Source organism: Neoaquamicrobium microcysteis (genome assembly GCF_008180155.1).
Taxonomy (GTDB): domain Bacteria; phylum Pseudomonadota; class Alphaproteobacteria; order Rhizobiales; family Rhizobiaceae; genus Aerobium; species Aerobium microcysteis.
Window position 1 is genome coordinate 124,223 of record NZ_VSZS01000054.1, and the last position, 25,251, is coordinate 149,473.

Here is a 25,251-nt window from a genome sequence, read left to right on the forward strand (position 1 = left end):
CGGTATGGCCCGGCAACGAACTGAAGGTGCAAGACATGTCCCGCGCTTGTGAACTGACCGGCAAGGCCGTGATGACCGGCAACAATGTGAGCCACGCCAACAACAAGACCCGTCGGCGCTTCCTGCCCAATCTGTGCGACGTGACGCTGATCTCGGAAGCGCTCGGCCAGAACGTGCGCCTGCGCATCTCGGCCAACGCGCTGCGCTCGGTGGAACACCGCGGCGGCCTCGACGCCTTCCTGCTGAAGGCCAGCACGGACGAGCTCTCGCAGCGCGCCCGCCTGCTGAAGAAGCAGATCTCCAAGAAGCTGGCCGAGCAGCAGGCCGCGTAAGCGACCTTCTTTCGCCACTTCATCATCGCTGAGGCGGGCTTCGCGCCCGCCTTTCTGGTTCCATCACCCAGGATAAAAAAATGACCCGAAACATCTCGGTCTGGCCTTTCGTGGCCGCAATGGCGGCCGTCGTCGTCGCCTCCAACTTCCTCGTCCAGTTCCCCTTCGGACATTTCGGCCTCCAGGACCTGCTGACCTGGGGCGCGTTCACCTATCCGCTCGCCTTCCTCGTCAACGACCTGACCAACCGCCGCTACGGCCCCGCCGCCGCGCGCAAGGTGGTGTATGTCGGCTTCGCCATCGCGGTGGTGCTGTCGGTGTGGCTGGCCACGCCGCGGATCGCCATCGCGTCGGGCTCGGCCTTCCTCGTGGCGCAGCTTCTCGACGTGTCGGTCTTCGACCGGCTGCGCGAGCGGGCCTGGTGGCAGGCGCCGCTGATCTCGTCGGTCATCGGCTCGATCATCGACACGGTGCTGTTCTTCTCGCTGGCATTCGCCGACCGCTTCGCCTTCCTCGACACGGGGCTGGGCCGCGAGGACGGTTCGCTCGGCTTCGCCGTGCCGTTCCTGCTCGGCGGCGAGGTGCCGCTGTGGGTGTCGCTGGCGCTGGGCGACTTCGCCGTGAAGATGCTGATCTCGGTCGCGATGCTGGCGCCCTACGGCGCGCTGCTCAGCGTGATCCGGCCTGCAAGGGCGGTTTAGTTAGGGGCTTCGCTCGCGCGCCGTGCCGCCGCCTTTGGCGGCTGGCGCTCCGCTGGGGCGGGCCACGAGGCCCGACGCCCGGTCGGGCTTGCAGCCTGCGCTGTCTAGTTTTCGCTCACGCGCCGTACCGCCGCCTTTGGCGGCTGGCGCTCCGCGAGGGCGGGCCATAGGGCCCGACGCCCGGTCGGGCTTGCAGCCTTCGGCTGTGGGGTTTTCGCTTACACGGGGTTGAGGGTCAGCGCAGATCGAGCAGGCGTTCGAGGTAGTTGCGCTCGAGCTCGGGGCTGAGCGCGTTGCCGAGGCGGCGGCGGATTTCTTCGAGAATCTGGCGCGCGCGCTGCACGTCGATCTCGTCGGGCACCTCGACCGAGTTGCCGAAATCGGGCCCGGTGGTGGCGCGCGGTCGGCCTAGCGGGTCGCGGTCGGAGCTCTGCTGGCGGCCGCCTTCCTGCCCGGAACCCTGATCGCCTTCCTGCCGCATGGCCTGCATCATCTGCTGCATCATGTCCTGTGCGCCGCGGCGAAGGGCTTCCAGGGCCTGGCCCTGCTCGCCCACCGCGCGCTCGCCCTGGCCTTCGCCCAGCGAACCCTCGGCGCGGCCCATGGCCTCGCCTGCGTCGCCGAAGCCCTCGCCGGGCTCCATGCCCATGCCTTCCAGCGCCTCGGTGAGCGCCTGGAGGTCCTGCTGCAGCTGGCCCTGGCCTTCCTGCAACTGGCGCATCGCCTCGGCGAACTCCTCCGGGGTCATAGGCTGCTGGCCCTGCCCCTGCTGACCCTGCTGCTGCTGGCCGTCGCCGCGCTGCATCTGATCGAGGCGGAAGGTCTCGTTCATCATCTCCTGCTGGCGGCGCATCAACTCGCCCAGCTCGTCCATCTGCTGGCGCATCTCGCTCTGCGCGCCCTGTCCCTGCTGACCCTGCTGCTGGTTGCCGGCCTGCAGGTTGTTCATCATCTCCTGCAACTGCTGGAGCATCTCCATCGCCTGATCGCGCGCGCCGGAGCGGGCCAGATTCTCGATCTGGTCCATCATGCGATCGAGGTCGCTCTGGCGCAGCTCCTGCCCGTCCATGGGCATCTGCATGGCCATGTCGGGGTTCTGCTGCGCGCGCTCGGCGAACTCGCGGAGGAAGTCCTGCATCGCGTCGCGCAGCTCGGCCATCAGCTGCTCGATCTCCTCGTCGCTGGCGCCGTTCTCGAGCGCTTCCTTCAGCGCTTCCTGCGCCTGCCGCAGGCGGCGCTCGGCGTCGGTGAGCGCCCCGTCCTCGATGGTGAGCGCGATCTCCCACAGATAGTCGGCCACGTCGCGCAGGGCATCGTCCGTCTGCGCCATGCGCAGCCGGGTGCGCGCGGCCATGATGCCCAGATAGTGGGCCATGTTGTCGAACGTGTCCTCGGGGCGCAGCGTGATGGCGTCGATGAGGTCGAGCACGCGGCCCTTGCGGTTGGCGTCGAGCGCGAGGATGCGGCGCTGCTCGACCAGCGCCCGCGCGACCGGGTTGGCGAAGGGGCGCTGGGGCAGGACGATGGTCTTCGTCTCGCTGCGCGCCTGCTGCTCGGCCGCGTCGGTTGCTTCCAGCGTCAGCTCGACTTCAGAGCCGGCCCAAGGATGCTCGCTCAGGTCGCGCGAGGTGCGCGCGGCGATGTCGCGGCCGTTGCGGCGCGGCAGGGTGAGGGGCATTTCCGGCGCTTCATAAAGCGGCCTTGCGTTGGGTGCTGCGGCTGCGGCCTGCTCGAACACGGCGCGCGCCGAAGAGGGGCCGTAGTCGTCCTCCACCTCGTAGGCGAGCTCCAGCGCGCCGTTGGCGGCGCGTTTCGGCTCGTCGGCGAAGCGGATCGCGGGCGGGTTGTCGGGCACGACGTTGAAGGCCCAGCGCTGCAACTCGGCGCCGGCGGATTCCAGGGCCAGAAGGCCGTCCTGCGACAGCGTGGCGGCGAATTGCCGGGCGGTCGCGCCATCGGTGCGCGGGGTCGCGCCTTCCGCGACCTCGATGTCGGCCTCCTCGCCGGAATGGGCGTCAAGCCAGGAAAGCGTTTCGTCGCCCGCGCCGCCCGTCACACGCACGGCCACCGCGCTGCCCGCAGGCACGCGGAAGACCGGGGCGGGGTCGTCATTGGCATGCGCGCTCAGGAACAGCGGCGCGCGGCCGGTATAGGCAGGCGGGGTGACCCACGCGTCGATGCGGGCCGGCACGGTTTCGGCGCGGGCATGGTTGCGGAAGGCGTCGGCCGGCGAGCCGCCGAGCGGGCCGAAGGAGAAGGCGAAGGCGACGACCAGCAGAAGCGCTGCGGCGGCGCGCAGGCCCCAGGGATCGCGCTCGGGCACGCGGGTGCGCGGCAGATCGCCCGAGAGACGACCGAGGCGAGCGGCCATGCGCTTCTGGTGCTCGCGCCACAGCGCCTGCGCGAACGCATCCTGCGAGGTGGAGGACAGCCGGTCGGTCTGCGCCAGAACCGGCGCGTGCTCCAGCCGGTTCGCCCGCTCGATGCGGCGGTCGATCTCGGACGGCGTCGGCTGGCGGTAGAGGCGAAGCGGGTAGAGCGCAGCCAGCGCACCAAGGGCGAAGACGGCGGTGAGCAGCAGGCGCGCCCAGTCGGGCACCACGCGAAATACGCCGAGCCACGACAGGCTGAGGAAAAGGCTGGCAGCGACGACGAGCGGAAGCACGAGCGGCCAGAGGCGCTCCAGCATGATCGCGCCGCGCACGGCGAAACGCGTGCGCGTCAGCCGGGCGAGAAATCCGCCATCGGCCGTCGGAGGCGTGGTGTCCTTGCCGGTCTCCGCCATCCCGTCCTTTCAGGGTCGCCGCACCGGCGGCACGGAATCGCGCCGCCCCATGGTTTCAAGGATAGCACCAAACGCGGCGAAGGCGAGGCGGGGCAAGAAATCGTGAATGGGAGGGGTGTTGGAACGAACCCGCCGCCGCCTTGGCGGAGGACCCCGGTGGCAGGCCGCTATGTTGCTCCGTCTCGTTCTCGGTTTGTGAACTTGATGGGTTCGGTGCCCAAAAAAACGCCCCCTCCGTCCCTTCGGGACACCTCCCCCGTAAACGGAGGAGGAACCGCGCTGCGGCCGTCCGAGACCTGGGTTCCTCCCCTGCGAAGCGGGGGAGGGGGACCACGAAGTGGTGGAGGGGGCGTTTCTCGTGACGAGCGTTTAAGGTTGCGGGCAGGCCGACATAACGCAGCGAGCCTCGAAGGACGCACGGCCATGCGAAGAGCGGCCCGGCCCTCAAAGCCAGTCGGGCAGGGAGTCCTGACCGATGAGGTCGTCGTAGCTCTGGCGAGGGCGCACGACGTGGTAACGGTCGCCATCGACGAGGACTTCGGGAACCAGCAGCCTCGTGTTGTAGGTGGAGGCTTGAACCGCGCCGTAGGCGCCGGCCGTGCCGACATAAATCAGATCGCCGGCGGCGAGCTTCGGCAGGTCGCGGTCGTGGCCGAGATAGTCGCCGGTTTCGCAGACCGGGCCTACCACGTCGACGGTGAGGCGAGGGGCGTCCGGGGCCGGCTCCACCACGGGGCGGATCTCGTGGAAGGCATCGTAGAGGGTCGGGCGGATCAGGTCGTTCATCGCCGCATCGACAATCAGGAAGTTCTTCGCGTCGCCCTCCTTCACGAAGATGACTTCGGAAACGAGGATTCCGGCATTGCCGGCAATGAGGCGGCCAGGCTCGAAGATCACCTTGAGGCCGAGCGGCTTCATGTGACGGTTGACGACGGCGGCATAGGCGTCCGGCAGGGGCGGCGGTGCGTTGTCGGTGCGATAGGGAATGCCGAGGCCGCCGCCGACATCGACGTGGGAAATGGCGTGGCCTTCGGCGCGCAGGGTCGCGGTCAGTTCGACCAGAAGCGCGATGGCGTCGTCGAAGGGCTGCAGCTCGGTGATCTGGCTGCCGATGTGCATGTCGATGCCGGTAATGGCGAGGCCGGGCAGCGAGGCGGCACGCGCATAGGCGGCGCGCGCATCCTTCCAGGCGATGCCGAACTTGTTCTCAGCCTTGCCGGTGGAAATCTTGCGGTGGGTCTTCGCATCGACATCGGGATTGATGCGCAGCGATACGGGGGCGGTATGGCCGGTGGCCACCGCGCGCGCCGACAGCATCTCAAGCTCGGGCAACGATTCGACGTTGAAGCAGTGAATGCCGGCCGCAAGGGCGAAATCCATCTCGCGCACCGTCTTGCCGACGCCGGAGAAGAGGATCTTTTCGGCCGGGATGCCGGCCGCGAGCGCGCGGCGCAGCTCGCCCTCGGAAACGACGTCGGCGCCCGCGCCGAGCTTCGCCAGCGTGCGGATGACCGCCTGATTGGAATTGGCCTTCATGGCATAGCAAACCAGCGCGTCGAGCTGGTCGAAAGCCTTGGCGAAGACCTGATAATGGCGGGTCAGGGTGGCGGTCGAATAGCAATAGAACGGTGTGCCGACCGCCTCGGCGATCTGCAATACGGAAACGTCCTCGGCGTGCAGCACGCCGTCGCGGTAGCCGAAATGGTTCACCGGATGATCCTAGATGAGGCTATCGAGGATGAACTTGCGGTCGCGCACCGGCGGGGTGGGCTCTGGCGGCAGCGGCTGGTCGTTGCGCTCGGCTTCCTGCCGCGCCTCGCGCGCCGCCTCGTAGGGCGTGTCGAGCGAGCCGCGACGGCCGCACGCCGTGACCGCGACGCCGATGGCCGCCAAGAGCAAAGTGGTCTTGATAAGATTTCCGGCGCGCATGAGCCTGTCCGTCTGGATGATCGTGGGCGTGTTTCTAGCCTAGTTCCGGGCGCTACGCACCCCGTTTCAGGCGCTTGCGCCAGTAACGGATCTGGCGGCGGACCTCCTGCGGGGCCGTGCCGCCGAAGGACGAGCGGCTCTTGACCGAGGCGTTGACCGACAGGACGTCGAAGATGGAGCCGTCGATGCGGCTGTCGATGGCCTGAAGCTCGTCGAGCGAGAGCTTTTCCAGCCCGACCTTGCGGCTTTCGGCCAGCGCGACGGCCCGGCCGGTGACGTGATGGGCCTCGCGGAAGGGCAGGCCCGCCTCGCGCACCAGCCAGTCTGCAAGGTCGGTCGCGGTGGAATAGCCGGAGCCGGCGGCCTTCTTCATCGCGGCCTCGTTGACCGTCATGTCGGAGACCATGCCCGTCATGGCGGCGAGCATCAGGTCGAGCGTTTCGGCCGCGTCGAAGACGGCTTCCTTGTCTTCCTGCATGTCCTTGGAATAGGCGAGCGGCAGGCCCTTCATGACGGTGAGCAGCGCGATGAGGTGGCCGTTGACGCGGCCCGTCTTGGCGCGCACCAGCTCGGCGGCGTCCGGGTTCTTCTTCTGCGGCATGATCGACGAGCCGGTCGAGAACTGATCGGACAGGCGGATGAAGCCGAATTGCGGCGTCGACCAGATGACGATCTCCTCGGCCAGACGCGACAGATGGGTGGCGCAGATCGCCGCCAGCGACAGGAACTCCAGCGCGAAATCGCGATCCGACACGCTGTCGATGGAGTTGCGGGTGGGTTCGCGGAAGCCGAGCGCCTTCGCCGTCATGTGACGGTCGATCGGGAAGCCGGTGCCGGCCAGGGCTGCAGCACCCAGCGGCGATTCGTCGGCGCGGGCGATGGCGTCGCGCACCCGCGACAGGTCGCGCGCGAACATCTCGACATAGGCCATGCAGTGATGGCCGAAGGTGACGGGCTGGGCGGTCTGGAGATGGGTGAAGCCGGGCATGACGGTGGCCGCATGCTGCTGGGCGCGGTCCAGAAACGCCTCGATGAGCCGTTCGAGCGCGACCGCGACGCGCTGCATCTCCTCCTTGACCCAGAGGCGGAAATCGAGCGCCACCTGGTCGTTGCGCGAGCGCGCCGTGTGGAGCCGGCCTGCCGACGGGCCGATAAGGTCGGCCAGCCGCGCCTCGACGTTCATGTGGATGTCTTCGAGCCGGGCCGAGAACTCGAACGTGCCGGCCTCGATCTCTGACAGAATCGTGTTCAGGCCGTGAGCGATCTTCTTTTGATCGTCAGTCGAAATTATGCCGGTTTGCGCCAGCATCTCGGAGTGGGCGATGGAGCCGCGGATGTCCTGCGCGTAGAGCTTCTGGTCGAAGCCGATCGAGGCGTTGATGGCCTCCATGATCGCGGCTGGACCCGAGGCAAATCGTCCGCCCCACATCTGGTTGCTGGCCTTGTTCTCGCTCATCGTGGTAACGGCCCCCGAAGGACTGACTGGACTGATCGATGGCAAACGGAAAATTCCACCTGCCGACCGGACGGCTGATCGCGCTGGCGATCGTTGCCGGCATGACTGCCGGTGCGATCGGCGTATACGTGATGGGCGCACCGTCTGGCAACAACGCGCAGGTCGCGGCCGCGCCCGACGAGAACGCGGCAGCCTGCGCGGCCAAGGCCGAGCTGGCCGTGACGGTGGGCGAGGCGGCGCGCGGCGAGGTGGCCGCGATGATGGCCGCCAGCCCGCCGCAGTCGCTGACGACGCTGGCCTTCAACGCACCCGACGGCGCGCCGATGACGGTCGCCGACCTTTCGGGCAAGACGCTGCTCATCAATCTGTGGGCGACGTGGTGTGCGCCCTGCCGCCACGAAATGCCGGCGCTGAACCAGCTTCAGAAGGACATGGGGAGCGACGCGTTCGAGGTGGTGGCCGTGAACGTGGATACGGGCGGCGACGAGAAGCCGCGCGCGTTCCTCGACGAGACGGGCGTGGACGCGCTCGGCTATTACCGCGACTCGACGCTCGGCCTGTTCAACGAGCTGAAGCGCCGCGGGCTGGCGCTGGGCCTGCCGGTGACGCTGCTGGTGGACGCGGACGGCTGCCTGCTGGCCAACATGAACGGCCCCGCTGAATGGGCCAGCCCCGACGCCAAAAGGCTGATCGAAGCGGCGATGTAGGCGCTTCGATCGCTGTCAGAGCTCTACCGCTTCTGGATCGAGGGCGCGCCGCGCTCGGGGATGAGGCCCCGGGGCGCGAAGCGCATGACGAGAAGCAGGATCACACCCATCAGAAGCGGGCGCATGTAGGGGGCGGCGTCGGCCAGATGCAGGCGGACCGGGTTGGTGGGCGCCATGCCGGACGTGAGCGTCGACATCAGCCACGCGCCGACAGGTTCGGCCTGGACCCAGGTGAACCAGATCAGGAAGCCGCCGAGCACCGCGCCCCAGTTGTTGCCGGAGCCGCCGACGATGACCATCACCCAGATGAGGAAGGTGAAGCGCAGCGGGTTGTACTGGCCGGGCGTGAACTGGCCGTCGAGCGTGGTGAGCATCGCGCCGGCGATGCCGACGACGGCGGAGCCCAGCACGAAGATCTGCAGGTGACGGCCGGTGACGTCCTTACCCATCGCCTCGGCCGCGTCGCGGTTGTCGCGGATGGCGCGCATCATGCGGCCCCAGGGCGAATGCAGCGCGCGCTCGGCCAGCCACATCAGGATGACGAGCACGATGGCGAACAGGATCGCGTAGGAAAGCCGCACGTAGACGGCGGAGAAGAACACAGGGTGCATGCCGAGCTTGGCCGACAAGTCGAGGAACCACTGCGCCTGCTGCAACTGCACCTCGTAGGCGACGGGGCGGGGCAGGCCCGACACGTTCTTGACGCCGCGGGTCAGCCATTCCTCGTTGCGCATCACGGCGATGATGATCTCGGAAATGCCGAGCGTGGCGATGGCGAGATAGTCGGAACGCAGGCCGAGCGCGATCTTGCCCACCAGCCATGCGGCGGCAGCGGCGAAGATGCCGCCCACCAGCCACGAGAAGATGATGGGCATGCCGGCGCCGCCGAGATAGCCGGTGCGGGCCGCATCGAAATTCTCGATGGCGGCGACGGCGGGGTCGAAGAAGTGGCGGATCGCGAAATAGCCGGCGACGGCCACCGCGATGGAGGCCAGCGTGCGCGTGGTGCCGGTGGTTCGGGACCGCACGAAGACGATGAGGCCTACGGTGCCGATGAGGGCCAGAAGCGACAGGCCGATGCCGGTGCCGCCGGCGGCCCATGCGCCCTGCACGGGCGGCATGGAGACGAGCACCGCCGCGACGCCGCCGAGCGCCGCGAAGCCCATGATGCCGACGTTGAACAGGCCAGCATAGCCCCACTGCATGTTCACGCCCAGCGCCATGATCGCCGAGATGAGGCACAAATTGAGGATGGTGAGGCTCAGCGTCCAGCTCTGGAAGAAGCCGACGGCCAGAAGCAGAACCGCCATGGCCCCGTAGAGCCAGATGATGCGCTCGCGGTTGCTCATAGCACGCGCCCCCTGAAGATGCCTGTCGGTCTTATCAGGAGGACCAGAACGAGGATGACGAAGGAGATGGCGAACTTGTATTCGGTCGACAGAAGCTGGACGAGGCCGGCCGGCTCGAAGCCGAGATATTCAAGCACGCGCTTGTAGGCGTAGGTCAGCGTCACCTCGGAGAAGGCGACGACGAAGCCGCCCGCGATCGCGCCCAGCGGCTGGCCGATGCCGCCGACGATGGCGGCGGCGAAGATGGGCAGCAGAAGCTGGAAGTAGGTGAAGGGACGGAAGCTCTTGTCGAGGCCGTAGAGCACGCCGGCGATGGTGGCGAGCGAGGCGGCGATGATCCACGTCACCATGACCACGCGGTCGGGATTGATGCCGGACAGCAGCGCCAGATCCTCGTTGTCGGAATAGGCGCGCATGGCCTTGCCGGTGCGCGAGTAGTTGAGGAAGCGGAACAGCGCGATGACGACGACGACGGCCACCACCAGCGTGATGGCGATGGGCAGGCGGATCGCCAGACCTTCGTCCAGCCCGGTGAATTCACGGAAGCCGCGCACCGTGACGAGGAAGCGCTCGCCATCGGCGAAGCGCTGCTCGTTGGGGCCGATGATGAGGCGCACGACGCCGTTGAGCACGAACATGACGCCGACGGAGGCCATGACGAAGACGATGCCGGCGGATTTCTGCTGGCGGTAGAACCGGAAGACCCAGCGGTCGATCAAAAGCGCCATGGCGACCGCGCCGAGAATGCCAATGGGCAGCGCCAGAAGTGCTGTCGGCAGCGGCCCGAGCGTGACGCCCATGCTCATCAGCCACCAGGTCACGAGGATCGTGAGCATGGTGCCGAAGGCCATCAGGTCGCCATGCGCGAAATTGGAGAAGCGCAGGATGCCGTAGATCAGCGTGACGCCGAGCGCGCCGAGCGCGAGCTGCGCGCCGTAGGCGAGGCCGGGGATGAAGACGAAGTTGGCGAAGACCACCAGGGCGTTGAGGAAATCCATGACCCTAACCCCCCAGGAAGGTTGCGCGGACTTCGGGATTGGCGAGCAGCGCCTCCCCGGTGTCGGTGAAGCGGTTGCGGCCCTGAACCAGCACATAGCCACGGTCGGCGATGTTGAGCGCCTGACGGGCGTTCTGCTCGACCATCAGGATGGCGATGCCGGTGGCGGCCACTTCGAGGATGCGGTCGAACAGCTCGTCCATGACGATGGGCGAGACGCCGGCGGTGGGTTCGTCCAGCATCAGCACGGAGGGACGCGTCATCAGCGCGCGGCCGACGGCGACCTGCTGGCGCTGGCCGCCCGAAAGCTCGCCCGCCGGCTGGCGGCGCTTTTCCTTGAGGATGGGGAACAGGTCGAACACCTGCGTCATCGTGTCGGAGAAATCGTCCTGGCGGATATAGGCGCCCATCTCCAGGTTCTCCTGGACGCTCATGGAGACGAAGACGTTGGAGGTCTGCGGCACGAAGCCCATGCCGGCCCGGACGCGGTCCTGCGGGGAGAGCGCGGTGATGTCGGCGCCGCCGAGCATGACGCGGCCCTGCCGGATCGACAGCATACCGAACATCGCCTTCATCGCGGTGGACTTGCCCGCCCCGTTGGGGCCGACGATGACGGCGATCTCGCCCTTGTCGACGGAGATTGTGCAGTCGTGCAGGATATCCGCGCCGCCATAGCCGCCGGTCATGCTTTCGCCAGTGAGGAAGCTCATGCCGTGCCTCCCTTGCTGCGGGCCGGCTTGTTCTTGAGGCCGCGGCCGAGATAGGCCTCGATGACGTGCTCGTTGGCCTTGACCTCCTGCGCGGAGCCTTCGGCCAGAACCTTGCCCTCGGCCATGACGATGACGGGGTCGCAGAGACGGCCGATGAAATCCATGTCGTGCTCGATCATGCAGAAGGTGTAGCCGCGCTCCTTGTTGAGGCGGATGATGGCGTCGCCAAGCGTGTTGAGCAGCGTGCGGTTGACGCCCGCGCCGACCTCGTCGAGGAAGACGATCTTGGCATCGACCATCATGGTGCGCCCGAGCTCGAGCAGCTTCTTCTGGCCGCCGGAAAGGTTGCCGGCCAGCTCGTCGGCGACGTGGGAAATCTCGAGGAACTCGATCACCTCGTCGGCCTTGGCGCGCACTTCCTCCTCGCGGGCCTGCACCTTGGACGGGCGCAGCCATACATCGACGAGGCTCTCGCCCGGCTGGGCGTCCGGCACCATCATCAGATTCTCGCGAACCGTGAGCGTGGAGAACTCGTGCGCGATCTGGAAGGTGCGCAGCAGGCCCTTGTGGAACAGTTCGTGCGGGGAGAGGCCGGTGATGTCCTCGTCGCCGAGCCAGACCGTGCCGGAGGTGGGCTTGTAGTGGCCCGCAATCACGTTGAAGAGGGTGGTCTTGCCGGCGCCGTTAGGGCCGATGAGGCCGGTGATCGAGCCCCTGGCGATCTCGATGCTCGCCCCGTCGACCGCCTTGATGCCTCCGAAATGCATATGCAGATCGTCTACGCGGATCATTCGGTTCCCCTGAGCCGTTTGCGGCCCTTTTATCGTTGCAAGTTGAAGCGCGGGCGTTTTGACCCCGAACGATCCGAAAACGCAAGAACGCGTGACCGATTTCGCGTATTTTTGATCATTTTCGTACGGAAAACCGCTGCATAACGCGGCTTCGGGCCAATTTACGCAAGGTTACACCAAGGCAACCCGCATAAAAAGAGAGCCCGGCTCCTTTCGAAGCCGGGCCCCTTTCAATCAGGCTCTATCTCAGCGGAAGCCGACCGTCTTGTACGCGCCGTTCTCGACGATGTACTCGCGGTAGGTACCTGCCGCCTCGCCGGGGCCGATCAGCTCGACATTGGTGGCACCGACATAGTCGATGTCGCCACCGTCCTTGAGGATCTGCAGACCCTTGGCCAGCTCGCCAGCCAAGATCGGCTCGCCGGGGCCGTTGGCGACCTCGAGAAGCGCATCGCGGATGGCGGTGCGGTCCGCCGAGCCGGCCTTCTGCATCGCCAGCGCGATCAGAGCGGCAGCGTCGTAGCTTTCGCCGGTGTAGGACGAGGACGGGTCGAGGCCGGCCGCGGAAGCGGCTTCGGCGAACTTCTCCGAACCTTCGCCTTCAGCGCCCGGAATGACGCCGACGGTGCCTTCGAGGTCTTCGCCGATGGCGTCGATGAGGCTCTGGCCGTACATGCCGTCGCCCAGCGCGAAGCGGTCGAAGGCGCCCGAGTCGACGGCCGCGCGGATGATGCCGACGCCGCCCTGATCGACGTAGCCGAGAACGACCAGAAGGTCGCCGCCGGCAGCCGCGAGCGCGCCGACTTCGGCCGAGTAGTCGCCCTTGCCGTCATCGTGCGGGGCATTGATGGTCACCGTGCCGCCGGCAGCCTCGAAAGCCGCGACGAAGGAGTCCGAAAAGCCCTTGCCGTAGTCGTTGTTGGTGTAGCTGACGGCGACCGAGGTGATGTCATTCGAGGTCAGAACCTCGGTGAGCACTTCGCCCTGGCGCGCGTCGGACGGCGCGGTGCGGAAGAAGTAGTCGTTGTCCTCGATGTCGGTCAGCGCCGGCGAGGTCGCCGACGGCGAAACCATCACGACGCCGTTCGGCACCGCGACGTTGTTGGCGATGGCGATGGTGACGCCCGAGCAGTCGGCGCCCATGATGGCGGCGACGTTCTCGGAGGTGATGAGGCGCTCGGCTGCGGCGGTTGCGGCCGCGGCGTCGATGCAGGTCGAGTCGGCGCGAACCGGAACGAGCGTCTCGCCGTTCAGGAACAGGCCGCTGTCGTTGACCTCCTTGAGCGCCAGCTCGGCGCTGCCGCCCATGCCCGGCGTGATGCTTTCAAGCGGGCCGGTGAAGCCCAGAATGACGCCAACCTTCACTTCCTGGGCCTGCGCCACGACGGACGCCGCCAGAAGGGCCGCACCTGCCACCGAGGCGGCGAGCAGCTTGCTGGTTGCAAAAGACATACGAAAAACCTCCACTTATACTGTCCCTGAGAGCTTGTTTATGGCCCGGACCCCTGCTGGACCCGGATTGGCGCCGATACTCTTACCGCGCAACGGCTTTGTAAAGTCGGGAGCGGCCAAATGCCGAAAACAAAACGGTAAATTGGCTAACGAGCGCGTCCGGACGCGGATTTCCGCGCATTTTGGCCGCGCATAACGCGATCTTCACGTCTTTGCGGCACGATCGGCCCATCAGGCACTGTGCGGAAGGGAGGCTGCGCACGATGATGACGACGCCCACGCCCGCAATGTCGATGCGCGGCAGGCTGAAGCTGGTGAGCTGGACGTTCTTCGGCACGCTGGGCTGCCTCGCCGTGTCGCTGACCTTCAACTGGCTGGCGTTCCGGCACCAGCCGCCGGACGCGCTGCGGCTCGGGCTCCTGAGCGCGACGGTGCTGCCGATCGTGCTGGCGGGGCCGCTGTTCTTCTACCTGACGATGAAGCTGCGCGAGCTTTCGATCGCCAACCACAGGCTCAACGATCTCGCGTCGAGCGACAGCCTCACCGGCTGTCTCAACCGGCGCGCTTTCACGTCGCTGGTCGAGCGGCAGCTGGAGGCGGGCGAGGGGGAAATGCCGGGCGGGGCGCTGATCGTCGTGGATGCCGACCGCTTCAAGGCGATCAACGACCGGTACGGGCACGACAAGGGCGACGAGGCGCTGAGGCTGATCGCGCAGGCGATACGCTCGGCCCTGCGCAAGGACGACGCCGTGGGACGGCTGGGCGGCGAGGAATTCGGGGTCTATCTGCCTCATGCCGGGCGTGCGGACGCGGCCGAGGTGGCCGAACGCATCCGCGCCAGCGTGGCCGATGCACGCTTTGCGCCTTCGGGCAGGCCCCACGATCTCTCGGTCAGCGTGGGATGCGTGGTCTTCGACGGGCCGAAGGGATTTCGCGAGCTGTTCACGCTCGCGGACGAGCGGCTCTATGCCGCCAAGCGGCAGGGCCGAAACCGCGTCGAGCTGGCCACGGTGCCGGCGCTTGCGCCGTCGATTTCGGACATGCTGGCGACGGGCTGAGGTGCGGGCCAGCGACCAACCCGAAACGATCTAGCCGGTCACTCTCGCACGCGCGTCGAGATACCGCTTGATCGCGGCGTTGAGCTCGCCGCCGAGGATGAAGATGGCCGACACGATGTAGAGGAACACCAGCGCGATCATGATCGACGCCAGCCCCGCATAGGTCGAGGCATAGGTGGAGAAGTAGCTCAGATAGGTCGCAAACAGGGACGAGCCCAGAACCCAGAACACCAGCGTGAAGATCAGCCCCGGCACGATCTCCTTGAACTTGCGCTTGCCGGCCGGCAGCCACAGATGCACCGCGATCAGCGCCATGACGATGACGACGACGGCGATCAGGATGCGCCACAGCGTGATGGTGCCGATGTAGGGCTCGATCCACGGCAGGTGGCGCTGGGCGATGCCCATGGCGACGGGGGCCACGACCAGCAGCGCCGAGACGATCATGAAGCCCACGGTCGCGATGACCACGAAGGCGAGGCTCTGCGCCCGCAGGAAGAAGATCGAGCGCCGGTCGAGCACGCGATAGGCGCGGTTCAGGCCCACGCGCAGCGCCTCGATGCCGTTGGAGGCGAAGAACGCGGCGGCCAAAATGCCGATGGTCAGGAAGTCGCCGCGCTGCACGGTCAGCACGTTGGCCACCTCGCGCGCGATGGGCTCGGCGATCGCATCCGGCCAGGTGTCGAAGATGAGATGGACCGCGGTATCGGCGAACGCTTCCGCGCCCAGAAAGCTCGCCAGCGACGTCGCGAAGATCAGGAAGGGAAACAGCGCGAGCAGCGCCGACAATGCCAGATGGCTGGCCAGCGCCCAGCCGTCGTCATAGTTGAAATGTCCCAGCGCGTCGCCAAGTACGCGTTTGGTGATGACGTAAAGTCGAAGCATCAGTCCGCCGATTGTATCCCTCTTGCGAATATGGGAAGGGAATGTCCCTGATGACAAGCGTCGAAGTCGATACGAGCTTTATCGCCGCATAGTTGCACGCGGCGATGCCCCGATTTACGGAAGAAGACAATGTCCACAGCCTTCAACATCCTCGCCGTCCTGTTCATGGTCGCCGTCCTGATCGTGCTCGGCAGGGGGCTGATCAACATGATGCGGGGCGGTTCCGGCAACACGTCGAACAAGCTGATGCAGGCGCGCGTGGTGCTGCAGTTCATCGCGCTGGTCTTCATCATGCTCGCGCTTTATTTTTCCGGACGGTAGGACTGATACCGCATGGTCGTTCTCAACAAGATCTACACCCGCACGGGCGATGACGGCACCACGGCGCTGGGGTCCGGCGAGCGGCGGCATAAATTCGACCTGCGCGTGTCCTCATACGGCACCGTCGACGAGGCCAATGCCTGCATCGGCATGGCGCGCCTCCACACGGCCGTCTCGCATCCTCATATCGACGCGATGCTGGGCCGCATCCAGAACGACCTGTTCGACCTCGGCGCAGACCTCGCCACACCCGACACTGGCGAAGATCTGGGTTACGAGCCGCTGCGCATCGTCGCCTCGCAGGTGGCGCGGCTGGAAGCCGACATCGACGCGCTGAACAAGCCGATCAAGCCGCTGCGCTCCTTCATCCTGCCGGGCGGATCGCCGGCTGCCGCCGCCCTTCATCTGGCCCGCACCGTGGCGCGGCGCGCCGAGCGGCTGATGGTGGAGCTGTCGCTGAAGGACGGCGAGACCGTCGGGCCCGAGGCGATCAAATACATCAACCGCGTCTCCGATTTCCTCTTCGTCGCCGGCCGGGCCGTCAATGACAACGGCGAAAGCGACGTGCTATGGGTGCCCGGCCAGAACCGCTGAAACCGGCTGGCAGGGGACATCAGGGGGATCGATGTTCATTCCGCTTCACGATGCCAACCGGCTCAAGCACATCCGCGCGCAATATGTCACGCTCGGGCTGATCGCCGCCAACTGCCTCGTCTACCTGATGACCGCGCTGGCCAGCGAGCAGGTCATCGAGGCGACCGTGATCGGCCTCGGCTACATCCCCGCCACCTTCTTCGACAACGTGATGCGCCCGCCGCATCTGATGTACGTGCCCGACAACGCCACCTACATCACCTATTCCTTCCTGCATGGCGACCTGCTCCACCTGGGCGGTAACATGCTGTTCCTGTGGGTCTTCGGCGACAATGTCGAGGACGCGCTGGGCCACGTGAAGTTCCTGTTCTTCTACCTCGCCTGCGCGGCGGCAGGCGCGTTCCTGCACGGTGTGATGGAGCCTTATTCCCATGCGCCGCTGATCGGGGCGTCCGGCGCGGTGGCGGGCATCGTCGCGGCCTATCTGATGCTGCACCCGCGCGTGAAGATATGGGTGCTGGCCTTCGGGCGCATTCCGCTGCGCCTGCCCGCATGGATCCTGCTGGCGCTGTGGATAGCCTTCCAGTTCGCGATGATCGCGCTGGACCGCGACGGGCAGGTTTCGTGGGCCGCCCATGTGGGCGGCATCCTCGCCGGCGCGCTGCTGGTGCTAGTGCTGCGCCGGCGTGGCGTGCCCCTGTTCGACCGCGAGGTCGTGACCCCGCAGGCCGTCGAGGTGGCGGCCACCGCGCAACCCGCCGACGTACCCTCGCCATGGGGCAGGCGGCGCTGACGCTGCGTGCCGCAATTCAAACGGTTTGAGTTTCGCCTGCATATTGACGCTTGCACGACGGATGACTACAGCCTCATGCGGCCACGATACGCGCGGCTTTATCCGTGCGACGTGCTGAGTTTCGTCCCGACCATGTCGGTATCCGGCAAGCGAACGGCATGAGATTGCTGCTAGCCAGCATCTGAAAATTCTCGGAAAGGTCACGCGCGCATGAAAGTTCTTGTCCCTGTGAAGCGGGTTGTCGATTACAACGTCAAGATCCGGGTTAAGTCCGACGGGTCGGGTGTCGAGCTCGCCAACGTCAAGATGTCGATGAACCCGTTCGACGAGATCGCCGTCGAGGAGGCCATCCGGCTCAAGGAGGCCGGCAAGGTCGAGGAGATCATCGCGGTTTCGATCGGGCCCGCTCAGGCCGGCGAGACGATCCGCACCGCGCTGGCAATGGGCGCAGACCGCGGCATCCTCATCAAGGTCGACGAGACGACGGAGCCGCTCACGGTCGCCAAGCTGCTCAAGGGCGTTGTCGATGAAGAAAAGCCCGACCTCGTCATTCTGGGCAAGCAGGCCATCGACGACGACGCCAACCAGACCGGCCAGATGCTCGCCGCCCTTCTGGGCTGGTCGCAGGGCACGTTCGCCTCGAAGGTGGAGCTTGCCGACGGCTCGGCCAAGGTCACGCGGGAGGTCGATGGCGGCCTTCAGGTCGTCGACATCAAGCTGCCGGCGATCGTCACGACCGACCTGCGCCTCAACCAGCCGCGCTACGCGTCGCTGCCCAACATCATGAAGGCCAAGAAGAAGCCGCTGGACGAGAAGTCGGCCGCCGACTACGGCGTCGACGTCGCCCCGCGCCTCAAGGTCGTCAAGACCGAGGAGCCCGGCGGCCGCAAGGCAGGCGTCAAGGTCAAGGACGTGGCGGAGCTCGTCTCCAGCCTCAAGTCCGCCGGCGTCATCTAGGAATTTCGATGAAGCCGGCCTGCAAGCGGCCGGCTTCTGCGCTTCCGGTGCTCACGTACTGAGGTACGCTCCGCTCCGGGTCTCGAATCCAGCCGCTTTCGGCACGGCCTGACCGAAATTCCGGGGGTCGGTGCGAAACCGGCAAGCAAGGGAAAAGACAATGGCTATTCTTCTCGTTGCCGAACACGACAACGCAACCGTTTCCGACCAGACCGCGAAGGCGCTGACCGCAGCGCTCCAGATCGGTTCCGACGTCGACATCCTCGTCGCCGGCAAGGGCGCAAAGGCCGCCGCCGATGCCGCAGCCAAGCTCAAGGGCGCGCGCAAGGTGCTGCTGGCCGAGGCCGACGAACTGGCCGAGCGGCTGGCCGAGCCCACCGCGGCTCTCGTCGTTTCGCTGGCCGGCTCCTACGACGCGCTGGTCGCGCCCGCCACCACCATGGGCAAGAACGTCATGCCGCGCGTGGCGGCCCTGCTGGACGTGATGCAGGTGTCCGAGATCATCGAGGTGGTCTCCGCCGACACCTTCAAGCGCCCGATCTACGCCGGCAACGCCATCCAGACCGTGCAGTCCACCGACGCCAAGAAGGTCGTCACCGTGCGCACGGCCTCCTTCGCGGCTGCCGGCGAAGGCGGCTCGGCTTCGGTCGAGAACGCTTCGGCTGCCGCCAATCCCGGCCTGTCGACCTTCGTGGAGAACCGCCTGTCGGAGAGCGACCGTCCTGAGCTGACCTCCGCGAAGATCATCATCTCGGGCGGCCGCGCGCTGGGCTCGTCGGAGAAGTTCCAGGAAGTGATCCTTCCCGTGGCCGACAAGCTGGGCGCCGCCGTAGGCGCATCGCGCGCCGCCGTTGATGCCGGCTACGCGCCCAACGACTGGCAGGTCGGCCAGACCGGCAAGGTCGTGGCGCCCGAACTCTACATCGCGGTGGGCATCTCCGGCGCGATCCAGCACCTGGCCGGCATGAAGGATTCGAAGGTCATCGTCGCCATCAACAAGGACGAGGAAGCCCCCATCTTCCAGGTGGCCGACTACGGCCTCGTCGGCGATCTCTTCACCGTCCTGCCGGAACTCGAAAAGGCGCTGTGACGGTCGAAAAACAGTCGCATTAAATTGTGCGGGGCGGGGTAGACAGAAGTCGCCCCGCCCTTCTAGTTTGCAGCGCAACAATAACGGCCGCAAACGGCCCGACGACGACGGGATCAACGTCATGACTGGCAAGATCGGAACGGTAGGCATCATCGGCGCCGGCCAGATGGGCGGCGGCATAGCGCATGTCGCCGCGCAGGCGGGATACAAGGTCCGGCTCTACGACATCTCGGCCGACAAGATCGAGAGCGGGCTGGCCACGATCAACGGCAACATGGCCCGCCAGGTCTCGTCGGGGAAGATGGACGAGGAAGCGCGCAAGGCAGCGCTCGCCAACATCACGTCCACGCCCGTGCTGGAAGACCTCGCCGGCGTCGATCTCGTCATCGAGGCGGCCACCGAGGACGAGACCGTCAAGCGCAAGATCTTCGCCCAGCTCTGCCCGATCCTCAATCCCGAGGCGCTGCTGGCCACCAACACCTCCTCGATCTCGATCACCCGGCTGGCGGCCCAGACCGACAGGCCCGAGCGTTTCATCGGCATCCACTTCATGAACCCCGTGCCGGTGATGAAGCTGGTGGAGCTGGTGCGCGGCATCGCCACCGAGGATACGACCTTCGAGACGGCGAAGCATTTCGTCGCCAGCCTCGACAAGACCATCACCGTCGCCGAGGATTTCCCCGCCTTCATCGTCAACCGCATCCTGCTGCCGATGATCAACGAGGCGATCTACACGCTCTATGAGGGCGTCGGCTCGGTCGAGGCCATCGACACCGCCATGAAGCTGGGCGCCAACCATCCGATGGGGCCGCTCCAGCTAGCCGATTTCATCGGCCTCGATACCTGCCTGTCGATCATGCAGGTGCTGCATGACGGGCTTTCCGACACCAAGTACCGGCCCTGCCCGCTGCTGGTGAAATATGTCGAGGCCGGCTGGCTGGGCCGCAAGAGCGGCCGCGGCTTCTACGACTATCGCGGCGAGCACCCCGTCCCCACGCGCTAGAATCCCAACGCCCATTGCGCCAGCCGGCGCTTCCTTCCCCGCCTTGCCGGGGAGGGAGGGGTTCACCGAAAACGCGAAAGCATCTAGCGCCGCGTTGCCATGGCGACGCCGACGGTTGTGACCGCCATGCCCGCTATCTGCACCGGGGTGAGCGTCTCGCCGAACAGCGCCCATGCGATGACAGCCGTGACCGCAGGCACGAGATAGAACAGCGACGAGACCTTCGACATCTCGCCCTCGCGGATCATCCACATCAAAAGGAAGACCGCGCCGACGGACAGGACCAGCACCAGCCAGACCATCGCGAAGACGAGTTCGCCGGTGAGCGTGAAGGTGCGGGTCTCGAAGGCGAGCGAGCCGGCGGCCATGACTGCGGCGGCACCCAGATACTGCCACAGCGTGCCGGTGACGAGGTCGGCGCCGGCCAGAAACTTCTTTTGCCAGACAGTGCCGGCGCTGATGGCGAACGCGCCGGCCAGGCAGGCGGCGAACGTTGCCCATGTGACGCCGCCCATCGCGTCGCCGATCCTGGGCGCCAGAACGATGACGATGCCCACGAAGCCGACCGCCAGCCCAGCCCAGTGGCGCGGCAGCACCTTTTCGCCCAGCGCCCAGCCAGCCATGACGGCGGTGATGAGCGGCTGGAGCCCGATGATGAGCGCGGACAGCCCCGCCGGCATGCCGTTGCGGATGGCCCAGAAGACGCCGCCCAGATAGACGCCGTGGATCAGCGCGCCGGCGAATGCCGCGTGGGCGGCCTGCCGCCCGCCGACCCGCTTGCTGCGCAGCACCGCGACGAGCAGCGCCAGCACCGCGAACGCCAGCACGAAGCGCGCGGCGAGAAAACTGAACGGCTCCGACCACGGCATGGCGTAGCGCGCCCCGATGAAGCCGGTGGCCCACAGAAGAACGAACAGGGCGGGAATGAAGCGGACTGCGCTGGACATAAGAAAATGATGGCAGGAGTAACGGGCGAAACGATCGCTCTAATGCCAATCATTGCCGCAAGCAAAGAATAAGAATTGAGGATTACATTTCGTGCTGCTGATGCGGGTGTCACGCTGGAGTGCATTCTTCTCCGCTGGTTCGGAAAGGGAATGGCATGCTGTGGAATCTCGGATCCGAGTGGCTGCTGATGGCCTTTGCCGGCGTCGGCATCATGTCGTTCATACTGGCGATGGCGCTGAACGCGATCATGGGCGAAGACGGTTTCGGCCCGGTCGGCAACGCCGTCATCATCACCGCCGGCTTCTTCCTCTCGATCTTCATCGCCAACAATTTCGGCTTCCGGCTCGGCGACCTGAAGATGGCGATCGCCATGGGGCTGGCTGGCGCGTTCGCCTGCCTGACCGTGCTTGCGGTGCTGAAGGCGGCGCTGAACCGGCTGTAGCGCTAAAGCCCCACCATGCGCCTGATGTCGTCGGGCGTGAGGCCGGCGGCGCGCAAGGTGGCGAGGCCGGTATCCTGCCTGCTCTTGGAGAGCTTGCGCCCGTCGTCGCCCAGAACCAGATCGTGATGGACATAGACGGGTGCGGGAAGGCCCAGCAATTCCTGCAGCAGCCGCTGCATCGCCGTGGCGAAGAACAGGTCGCGGCCGCGCACGACATGGGTGACGCCCTGCAGCGCGTCGTCCACCACCACGGACAGGTGGTAGCTGGTCGGCACTTCCTTGCGCGCGATGACCACGTCGCCCCACGCTGTGGGGTTTGCCCTCAGCAGGCCCGTCTGGCCCTGCGGGCCGTGGCCCTGCTCCTCCCAGAAGATCGGGCCTCCGACATGGGCGAGCGCTGCCCGCGTATCCAGCCGCCACGCATAGGGATCGCCGGCCTGCATTCGCGCTTCGCGCTCGCGCTGCGAGAGGCGGCGTTCCGTTTCCGGAAACAGCGGCGCGCCGTCGGGGTCGCGCGGCCATTCGTGGCCTTCAGTCTCGGCTTCCGCGATGATGGCGCGGACTTCGCCGCGGCTCATGAAGGACGGGTAGGCGAGGCCGGCATCCACCAGCCGGTCCAGCGCCTCTGCATAGTCGTCGAAATGGTCCGACTGCCGTCGTACCGGCTGCTCCCACTCGATGCCGAGCCATGCGAGGTCGCGGTAGATGCCCTCTTCGAACTGCGGCGTGCAGCGCGCTACGTCGATATCCTCGATGCGCAGCAGCAGGCGGCCGCCGGTTTCAGCTGCCATCCGCGCGTTCAGCAGCGCCGAATACGCGTGGCCAAGGTGCAACTCGCCATTGGGGCTCGGCGCGAAGCGAAAGACAGGCCCTGTCATGAAGGTGTCGGCAAACGGGTTGTGGGGCTCATCGGTCGATTGCTACGGTGCCGCGCGGCAAACGACAAGACCGTGAGCGGCGGGTGGCAATGCGGCGTATCGAGCGCGAGGAAGACATCAGGGAAGGTCTCGACGCGCTGGTGCGGATCGATCCGCGGCTTGCGCGCGTGGTCGATGCGGCCGGCGAGGTGCCGCTGCGGCTTTCAGCGCCGGGCTTTGCCAGTCTCGCCTCGATCATCGTTTCGCAGCAGGTTTCGCGCGCCAGCGCCGACGCTATCCTCGCCCGGCTGACGGCGCTGGTCGATCCGCTGGATGCGCCTGGCACCCTTGCGGCGGGCGAGGACGTGTTGCGCGCCGCCGGCCTTTCCCGGCCCAAGCAGAAGACGCTGCTTTCCATCGCGCGGGCGGTGGTTTCGGACGGGCTCGATCTCGACCATCTGGCAGCTATCGACGCCGACGAGGCGATGGCGCGGCTGACGGCGCTGCACGGCGTGGGCCCTTGGACGGCGGAGGTCTACCTGCTTTTCTGCGCCGGCCACCCGGACATCTTTCCGGCGCACGACGTGGCCCTGCAAAGCGCGGTGGGCGACGCGCTCGGCATCGCGCCGCGCCCGGCCGCAAAACCGCTCTACGCGCTGGCCGAATCATGGGCCCCGTGGAGGGGTGTCGCGGCACGGCTTTTCTGGGCCTATTATCGCGAGATGCGCGGCCGCGATGCCGCACCTGCGGCGGCTGACGCGAAAAAAGCCGCAAAAACAGTGTGATTTGTCGTTTTGCGGCGCAAGATACCCGCTTCACATTCCTGCAATCTCGGGATTACAGTATCCGCGCCGATCGAGGATGAGCCCAAGGAGGTCAATCAGTGACGATCGCAGTCTCGCCGGACGGACTCCCCGCTCTGGTGCTGAACGCGGACTATCGTCCGTTGAGTTACTATCCCTTGTCGCTCTGGTCCTGGCAGGACGCGATCAAGGCGGTTTTCCTCGACCGCGTGAACATCGTCGCCGAATACGAACACGCTGTTTCGTCGCCTTCCTTCTCGATGCGGCTGCCCAGCGTCGTGTGCCTGAAAAGCTACGTGAAGCCGTCGCGGCATCCCGCCTTCACCCGCTTCAACGTGTTCCTGCGCGACCGCTTCCAGTGCCAGTATTGCGGCACCCACGAGGACCTGACCTTCGACCACGTGATCCCGCGCCGTTGCGGCGGGGCGACGACATGGGAGAACGTCGTGGCCGCCTGCTCGCCCTGCAATCTGCGGAAGGGCGGGGCGATGCCCCGGGACGCGAAGATGTGGCCGCGCCAGAAGCCCGTGCAACCCACCGTGCACGACCTGCACAACAATGGCCGCCTCTTCCCGCCCAACCATCTGCATGAGAGCTGGATGGATTATCTGTACTGGGATGTCGAACTCGAGCCCTAGCGGCGGCTCGAAAATTCTACTCCGACGGGCATCTTACGCGGCTGTCTACGCTTCCGGTGCTCACGTACTTAAGTACGCTCCGCTCCGGTTCTCGACAGCCACGTCATATGCCTCGCGGAGCGAATTTTGGAGCCACCGCGCGTCGGCGCTTTGATCAGATCCGGTGCCTTCAGCTCAAGCCTTGCGGAAGGCGGCGACGTAGGCGATGGCCGCGAGGAACAGGCTTGCGACCACGTTCCAGCCGGCGAAGGACAGGCCGAGAAAACGGCCCGCCGCCTGATCGCAGGAGGGCGGGATGACTGCGTCGAGCTGGTCGAGCAGGCTGCCGCCGCCGCCGGCGGGGGCCGCCACCACGCCGCAGTCGGTCGGCCCCGGCCACCAGCCCCATTCGACGCCGGAATGGAACGCGCCGAGCCAGACGCTCCATGTCATCAGCAGCGCGCCGACCAGCAGCAGGCCGCGCGTGACGAGCGGCGGGAATTTCAGAACCGACGACAGCAGCGCCAGAACGACGACCGGGATGCCGATATAGTAGGGAAGGCGCTGCTCCAGGCAGAGCTTGCAGGGGATGTAGCCGCCGATGTGCTGGAAGCCGAGCGCCGTGCCGACGGTGACGGCCATGCCGGCCGTTAGCAGGCCGGCGCCCAGCGTCTGGGTCTTCCCGGTGGGTGCGGTAAGCGACATTTGCGCCTCAGAAGATGTAGCCGACGGCCACGAAGCCGCCGATGAGAAGCACCATGAAAAGGGTGAAAAGGAGGCCGAGATGCTTCTCGATGAAAAGGCGGATCGGCTCTCCGAACCAGTAGAGCAGGCCCGCCACGAGGAAGAATCGCAGCCCGCGCCCGATGATCGAGACGATAATCAGCGACACGATGTTGAAGCCGACGAAACCGGAGAAGATCGTCAGGATCTTGTATGGAAACGGCGTCACCGCGCCGAACAGGATGCCCCAGGCCCCCCAGTCGTCATACCACTGGCGGATGCCGTCGAAGGCGTCCTGCGCATTGTAGAGCGCGATGATGCGCTGGCCGATCGTGTCGAACAGCAGCGCGCCGATGACGTAGCCGAGCAGCGCGCCCAGAACCGAGGCGATGGTGCAGACCAGCGCGTAGCGGAACCATTTCGTGCGGTCTGCGAGCACCATGGGGATGAGCAGCACGTCGGGCGGGATGGGGAAGAACGAGCTTTCCACGAAGGAGACGCCCGCCAGCGAGCGTTCTGCATGGCGCGTGCGCGCGAGCGACATCGTCCAGTCGTAAAGGCGGCGAAGCATGGAAGATCCCCGGTTGGCCGCCCCTCGTAGAAAGAAAATCACGGCCATGCAATGGCGCGTGGTGCAATGCAGCGCTCAAGCCGCCGTGATCGCTTGACGCACCCCGCCTCGCACGTATAGTCCGGCGCGTTCGTCGCCTTATGCGCGACGCGCCCTGATGGGCCCCTGTGGCGGAATTGGTAGACGCGCTCGACTCAAAATCGAGTTCCGCAAGGAGTGCTGGTTCGATCCCGGCCAGGGGCACCATAGTTTTATCTCACGGCAGTTCACTTCGCTCACGCCTCCGATGGGGCGGCCTGACGGGCCGACGCGCGGTCGCGCTTGCGAACCCGGTGGGTTCGGTGGGGGCCAATCTCGCGGCAGTTCGCTTCGCTCACGCC

The 25,251-nt window shown here is 66.4% G+C and carries 27 protein-coding genes and 1 tRNA gene; 14 read left to right on the forward strand and 14 right to left on the reverse strand.

Annotated features, from left to right (window positions below):
- The first annotated feature begins 35 nt into the window (after positions 1 to 35).
- Both rpmB and FY036_RS03835 read left to right on the forward strand, forming a co-directional pair.
- A complete protein-coding gene (rpmB, locus tag FY036_RS03830) occupies positions 36 to 332 on the forward strand; it encodes a 50S ribosomal protein L28 (RefSeq protein WP_148913373.1) in 297 nt (98 codons plus the stop codon).
- Positions 333 to 412: 80 nt separating this feature from the next.
- Positions 413 to 1,033 (forward strand): queuosine precursor transporter, encoded by a 621-nt coding sequence (locus tag FY036_RS03835; protein WP_148913374.1) that lies wholly within the window; start codon positions 413 to 415, stop codon positions 1,031 to 1,033.
- Positions 1,034 to 1,268: 235 nt separating this feature from the next.
- Here the strand turns inward: FY036_RS03835 and FY036_RS03840 are convergent, their stop codons facing one another.
- From FY036_RS03840 to argH, 4 genes are all read right to left on the reverse strand, one after another.
- A complete protein-coding gene (locus tag FY036_RS03840; RefSeq protein WP_148913375.1) occupies positions 1,269 to 3,818 on the reverse strand; it encodes a TIGR02302 family protein in 2,550 nt (849 codons plus the stop codon).
- Positions 3,819 to 4,262: 444 nt separating this feature from the next.
- Positions 4,263 to 5,528 carry a diaminopimelate decarboxylase gene (gene lysA, locus FY036_RS03845; protein ID WP_148913376.1) on the reverse strand — a complete coding sequence of 422 codons (1,266 nt, stop codon included), beginning with the start codon at positions 5,526 to 5,528 and terminating at the stop codon, positions 4,263 to 4,265.
- A 9-nt stretch (positions 5,529 to 5,537) separates the two neighbouring features.
- Positions 5,538 to 5,747 carry a lipoprotein gene (locus FY036_RS03850; protein ID WP_148913377.1) on the reverse strand — a complete coding sequence of 70 codons (210 nt, stop codon included), beginning with the start codon at positions 5,745 to 5,747 and terminating at the stop codon, positions 5,538 to 5,540.
- A gap of 52 nt (positions 5,748 to 5,799) precedes the next feature.
- Positions 5,800 to 7,203, reverse strand: a complete 1,404-nt coding sequence (gene argH / locus FY036_RS03855; protein WP_148913378.1) for an argininosuccinate lyase — start codon at positions 7,201 to 7,203, stop codon at positions 5,800 to 5,802.
- 38 nt (positions 7,204 to 7,241) lie between these two features.
- Here argH and tlpA point away from each other — a divergent pair, with 38 nt between their 5' ends.
- Positions 7,242 to 7,910: a thiol:disulfide interchange protein TlpA gene (gene tlpA, locus FY036_RS03860; RefSeq protein WP_148913379.1), complete on the forward strand. Its 669-nt coding sequence runs from the start codon at positions 7,242 to 7,244 to the stop codon at positions 7,908 to 7,910.
- A 23-nt stretch (positions 7,911 to 7,933) separates the two neighbouring features.
- Here the strand turns inward: tlpA and FY036_RS03865 are convergent, their stop codons facing one another.
- The 5 genes from FY036_RS03865 to FY036_RS03885 form a co-directional block, all read right to left on the reverse strand.
- A complete protein-coding gene (locus tag FY036_RS03865; RefSeq protein WP_148913380.1) occupies positions 7,934 to 9,259 on the reverse strand; it encodes a branched-chain amino acid ABC transporter permease in 1,326 nt (441 codons plus the stop codon).
- Positions 9,256 to 10,257: a branched-chain amino acid ABC transporter permease gene (locus FY036_RS03870; RefSeq protein WP_148913381.1), complete on the reverse strand. Its 1,002-nt coding sequence runs from the start codon at positions 10,255 to 10,257 to the stop codon at positions 9,256 to 9,258. The genes FY036_RS03865 and FY036_RS03870 overlap by 4 nt, the downstream gene beginning before the upstream one ends.
- 4 nt (positions 10,258 to 10,261) lie before the next feature.
- Positions 10,262 to 10,966, reverse strand: coding sequence for an ABC transporter ATP-binding protein (locus FY036_RS03875; RefSeq protein WP_148913382.1), 705 nt, complete (start codon positions 10,964 to 10,966; stop codon positions 10,262 to 10,264).
- Positions 10,963 to 11,757, reverse strand: coding sequence for an ABC transporter ATP-binding protein (locus FY036_RS03880; RefSeq protein WP_148913383.1), 795 nt, complete (start codon positions 11,755 to 11,757; stop codon positions 10,963 to 10,965). The genes FY036_RS03875 and FY036_RS03880 overlap by 4 nt, the downstream gene beginning before the upstream one ends.
- A 246-nt stretch (positions 11,758 to 12,003) precedes the next feature.
- On the reverse strand, positions 12,004 to 13,209 hold the full coding sequence (locus FY036_RS03885; protein ID WP_148913384.1) for an ABC transporter substrate-binding protein: 1,206 nt from the start codon (positions 13,207 to 13,209) through the stop codon (positions 12,004 to 12,006).
- Between the two features lie 263 nt (positions 13,210 to 13,472).
- Here FY036_RS03885 and FY036_RS03890 point away from each other — a divergent pair, with 263 nt between their 5' ends.
- The gene (locus tag FY036_RS03890; RefSeq protein ID WP_148913385.1) at positions 13,473 to 14,267 is read left to right on the forward strand and encodes a GGDEF domain-containing protein; all 795 of its coding nucleotides are present in this window, start codon (positions 13,473 to 13,475) and stop codon (positions 14,265 to 14,267) included.
- Between the two features lie 30 nt (positions 14,268 to 14,297).
- Here FY036_RS03890 and FY036_RS03895 read toward each other — a convergent pair whose 3' ends face one another.
- Positions 14,298 to 15,152 carry a YihY/virulence factor BrkB family protein gene (locus tag FY036_RS03895; protein ID WP_148913386.1) on the reverse strand — a complete coding sequence of 285 codons (855 nt, stop codon included), beginning with the start codon at positions 15,150 to 15,152 and terminating at the stop codon, positions 14,298 to 14,300.
- 129 nt (positions 15,153 to 15,281) lie between these two features.
- Between FY036_RS03895 and FY036_RS03900 the strand changes: the two genes are divergently transcribed.
- The 6 genes from FY036_RS03900 to FY036_RS03925 all read left to right on the forward strand — a co-directional run bounded on the left by FY036_RS03900 (position 15,282) and on the right by FY036_RS03925 (position 19,910).
- Positions 15,282 to 15,473, forward strand: a complete 192-nt coding sequence (locus FY036_RS03900; protein ID WP_148913387.1) for a twin transmembrane helix small protein — start codon at positions 15,282 to 15,284, stop codon at positions 15,471 to 15,473.
- A gap of 12 nt (positions 15,474 to 15,485) precedes the next feature.
- On the forward strand, positions 15,486 to 16,067 hold the full coding sequence (locus tag FY036_RS03905) for a cob(I)yrinic acid a,c-diamide adenosyltransferase (protein WP_148913388.1): 582 nt from the start codon (positions 15,486 to 15,488) through the stop codon (positions 16,065 to 16,067).
- A 31-nt stretch (positions 16,068 to 16,098) separates the two neighbouring features.
- The gene (locus FY036_RS03910) at positions 16,099 to 16,860 is read left to right on the forward strand and encodes a rhomboid family intramembrane serine protease (RefSeq protein WP_148913389.1); all 762 of its coding nucleotides are present in this window, start codon (positions 16,099 to 16,101) and stop codon (positions 16,858 to 16,860) included.
- Between the two features lie 210 nt (positions 16,861 to 17,070).
- Positions 17,071 to 17,817 carry an electron transfer flavoprotein subunit beta/FixA family protein gene (locus tag FY036_RS03915; RefSeq protein ID WP_148913390.1) on the forward strand — a complete coding sequence of 249 codons (747 nt, stop codon included), beginning with the start codon at positions 17,071 to 17,073 and terminating at the stop codon, positions 17,815 to 17,817.
- A 160-nt stretch (positions 17,818 to 17,977) separates the two neighbouring features.
- Complete coding sequence (locus FY036_RS03920) at positions 17,978 to 18,907, forward strand: electron transfer flavoprotein subunit alpha/FixB family protein (RefSeq protein WP_148913391.1); 930 nt, start codon at positions 17,978 to 17,980, stop codon at positions 18,905 to 18,907.
- A 121-nt stretch (positions 18,908 to 19,028) separates the two neighbouring features.
- Positions 19,029 to 19,910, forward strand: coding sequence for a 3-hydroxybutyryl-CoA dehydrogenase (locus tag FY036_RS03925; protein WP_148913392.1), 882 nt, complete (start codon positions 19,029 to 19,031; stop codon positions 19,908 to 19,910).
- A gap of 83 nt (positions 19,911 to 19,993) precedes the next feature.
- Here FY036_RS03925 and FY036_RS03930 read toward each other — a convergent pair whose 3' ends face one another.
- Positions 19,994 to 20,857 (reverse strand): DMT family transporter, encoded by an 864-nt coding sequence (locus FY036_RS03930; RefSeq protein WP_148913393.1) that lies wholly within the window; start codon positions 20,855 to 20,857, stop codon positions 19,994 to 19,996.
- A gap of 155 nt (positions 20,858 to 21,012) precedes the next feature.
- Here FY036_RS03930 and FY036_RS03935 point away from each other — a divergent pair, with 155 nt between their 5' ends.
- A complete protein-coding gene (locus FY036_RS03935) occupies positions 21,013 to 21,300 on the forward strand; it encodes a hypothetical protein (protein ID WP_148913394.1) in 288 nt (95 codons plus the stop codon).
- Between the two features lie 2 nt (positions 21,301 to 21,302).
- Here the strand turns inward: FY036_RS03935 and gluQRS are convergent, their stop codons facing one another.
- The gene (gluQRS, locus tag FY036_RS03940) at positions 21,303 to 22,178 is read right to left on the reverse strand and encodes a tRNA glutamyl-Q(34) synthetase GluQRS (protein WP_148913395.1); all 876 of its coding nucleotides are present in this window, start codon (positions 22,176 to 22,178) and stop codon (positions 21,303 to 21,305) included.
- A gap of 89 nt (positions 22,179 to 22,267) precedes the next feature.
- Here gluQRS and FY036_RS03945 point away from each other — a divergent pair, with 89 nt between their 5' ends.
- Complete coding sequence (locus tag FY036_RS03945; protein WP_148913396.1) at positions 22,268 to 22,942, forward strand: DNA-3-methyladenine glycosylase family protein; 675 nt, start codon at positions 22,268 to 22,270, stop codon at positions 22,940 to 22,942.
- Positions 22,943 to 23,040: 98 nt separating this feature from the next.
- The gene (locus FY036_RS03950) at positions 23,041 to 23,598 is read left to right on the forward strand and encodes an HNH endonuclease (protein ID WP_148913397.1); all 558 of its coding nucleotides are present in this window, start codon (positions 23,041 to 23,043) and stop codon (positions 23,596 to 23,598) included.
- Between the two features lie 174 nt (positions 23,599 to 23,772).
- Here the strand turns inward: FY036_RS03950 and FY036_RS03955 are convergent, their stop codons facing one another.
- Positions 23,773 to 24,282 carry a disulfide bond formation protein B gene (locus FY036_RS03955; RefSeq protein ID WP_148913398.1) on the reverse strand — a complete coding sequence of 170 codons (510 nt, stop codon included), beginning with the start codon at positions 24,280 to 24,282 and terminating at the stop codon, positions 23,773 to 23,775.
- 7 nt (positions 24,283 to 24,289) lie between these two features.
- Positions 24,290 to 24,871, reverse strand: a complete 582-nt coding sequence (locus tag FY036_RS03960) for a YqaA family protein (protein ID WP_148913399.1) — start codon at positions 24,869 to 24,871, stop codon at positions 24,290 to 24,292.
- Positions 24,872 to 25,032: 161 nt separating this feature from the next.
- On the opposite strand from FY036_RS03960, the gene FY036_RS03965 reads away from it, so the two are divergent.
- A tRNA-Leu gene (locus tag FY036_RS03965) sits at positions 25,033 to 25,117 on the forward strand.
- Positions 25,118 to 25,251: the final 134 nt, after the last annotated feature.